Origin of the sequence: Micromonospora sp. ATCC 39149, assembly GCF_000158815.1 — a bacterium.
Taxonomy (GTDB): domain Bacteria; phylum Actinomycetota; class Actinomycetes; order Mycobacteriales; family Micromonosporaceae; genus Micromonospora.
Map to the genome: position 1 here is coordinate 1873583 of NZ_GG657738.1, position 2216 is coordinate 1875798.

Annotated in this window: 2 protein-coding genes and 1 pseudogene; 1 reads left to right on the plus strand and 2 read right to left on the minus strand. The window is 75.6% G+C overall.

Going from position 1 to position 2216, the window contains the following annotated elements:
* Nucleotides 1–10: 10 nt before the first annotated feature.
* Nucleotides 11–1282, minus strand: coding sequence for an FAD-binding protein (locus MCAG_RS07635; protein ID WP_007072386.1), 1272 nt, complete (start codon nucleotides 1280–1282; stop codon nucleotides 11–13).
* A gap of 99 nt (nucleotides 1283–1381) precedes the next feature.
* Between MCAG_RS07635 and MCAG_RS07640 the strand changes: the two genes are divergently transcribed.
* Entirely contained in the window at nucleotides 1382–1780 is a 399-nt protein-coding gene (locus MCAG_RS07640; protein WP_036372767.1) for a hypothetical protein, read from the plus strand.
* Nucleotides 1781–1929: 149 nt separating this feature from the next.
* On the opposite strand, the pseudogene MCAG_RS07645 reads toward MCAG_RS07640, so the two are convergent.
* Nucleotides 1930–2216 (minus strand): annotated as a pseudogene (locus MCAG_RS07645) (LLM class F420-dependent oxidoreductase); the annotation flags it as partial.

Below are 2216 nucleotides of genomic sequence, written 5' to 3' on the forward strand. Positions count from 1 at the left end.
CCGGGCGGCGTCAGCGGGGGAAGTAGCCGTCCAGCAGGTCGGTGCGGAACTTCCCCACCGGGTCCAGCTCGCGGGCCAGCGCCAGGAAGTCGGCGTGCCGGGGGTACGCGGCGGCGACCGCCGCCGGGTCGAGGGTGAACACCTTGCCCCAGTGCGGCCGGGGCGCGAACGGGGCCAGCACCCGTTCCACCTCGGCGAGCACCGGGGCCACCGCGTCGGCGTCGCCGATCCAGGTGAAGTGCACGGCGAGGCTGTCCCGCCGGTACTGCGGGCTCAGCCACAGCTCGTCGGCGGCGACCGTACGCAGCTCGCAGACCTGGAGCACGGCGGCGATCCGGTCCGCCAGCGGGTCCAGCGCGGCCAGTGCCCCGGCCGCCGCCGCCCGGGGCAGGTGGTACTCCGACTGGAGCTCGTCGCCGCTGCTCGGGGTGAAGCCGAGCCGGAAGTGCGGCAGCCGCTCGTGCCACGGCCCCGGCTCGCCGAGCTGGGCGGTGCAGTTGCGCGCCGGCATCCCTGGCACCGGGTGTACGGGTCCGGCCGCCGCCGTGGTGCCGAGCCAGTCGGCCGGCGGCGGCGGGGCGTCCGCGAGCTGTTTGCGCCACACCTGGTCGATCCGGTCGCCGCGCCAGTCGGTGAACAGGCTCACGCTGTACGCCGAGGCGAACGCCTCGTCCAGCGCCGCGCGCGACAGGCCGAGCCGGACGTACTGCCGCACCTCGAAGTCGGGCACGACGTCCAGGGTGACCCGGGTGACCACGCCCAGCGCGCCGAGCGAAACCACCATCCCGGCGAACCGGTCGCCGTCGGCGTCCCGCCGTACGGTCAGCAGATCCCCGTCGGCGGTGACCAGCTCCAGCGCCGAGACGGCCGAGGCCAGGTTGCCGATCCCGACGCCCGAGCCGTGGGTGGCGGTGGCCACCGCGCCGGCCACCGAGATGTGCGGCAGCGACGCCATCGTCGGCAGGGCGTACCCGGCGGCGTGCAGCCGGGTGGCCAGGTCGCCGTAGCGCACGGCGGCGGCGACGGTGACCGTTGACCGCTCCCGGTCGACCTCGACCGTCGGCGGCAGCCCGGCCAGCGAAACCAGGTCCCCGCCGGTGTCGCCGAGCCGGTTGAACGAGTGACCCGTGCCGACCGCCCGCAGCCGGTCGCTGCCGGTGACCAGCCGGCGCAGCTCGTCCAGCCCGGTCGGGCGGTGCCGGCGCGCCGCCGAGTACCGCACGTTGCCGGCCCAGTTGCGCTCCGGCACGCCCGCCCCGGACTCCCGGTCGCTCGCGTCCACGTGACCCTCCCGTCACTCGGCGTCGTCGAATCGACGCCCGGGCGGCTCCGGCGGGCCGGACACTGGTTGCCCGGGGCGTCGTCGGGGAACCATACGCCCATGAGCAGCTATCCGGACCCCGCCCTGCGCGGCGACGTTTACCCGTCCGAGGAGGAGATGGACCCGACCGGCGTCGGTCCGGACCCGGCGACCGACCGGCCGATCGGGGCGTACCCGGGGCCCGGCCGGGCCACCGGGACGTACGCCGTGCCGTCGCCCGGCCCCACGCCGAGGCCGACCCCCGCGCCGGCCCCGCGCCCGCCGGTCGAGTCGCACTCGATCGTCACCCACCACCTGGACGGCTCGACGGAGGTGGTCACCGACCTCGACGGCGACGGGATCGCCGACGTGGTGCAGTTCGACCTCGACGGCGACGGCGTCCCGGACATCACGTACCTGGACTGCGACCGGGACGGCCGCCTCGACACCGTCGTGCGCGACGAGCACCCGACCCGCTGAGCCAGCCGGGGCGTTGCCGGCGCTTCCCACCCTCGCAGCCATGCCGGGCCCGACCGGTGGTAGACGAACACGCCCCCACCTCCGCCCGAGGCTCTTTCGCAGGTTCCGCCAGCGGGGCCCGGGTGTCAGCCGATCCGGCGAATCGGCCGCTAGAGCTGAGGCATCACCTCGGCGGCGACCAGCTCGACGTGGTCCAGGTCGGCCAGGTCGAGGACCTGGAGATAGATCCGGCCGCTGCCCGTCTCCGCGTATCGGCCGATCTTGTCGACGACCTCGGCGGGGGTGCCGGCGAGGCCGCTCTCGCGCAGCTCGGCCGGCTCCCGCCCGATCACCTCGGCCCGCCGCCGCACCTCGGCCTCGTCCCGTCCACAGCACAGCACCAGGGCGTTGGACCAGCTCATCCCGGCCGGGTCCCGGCCGATCTCCGCGCACACGG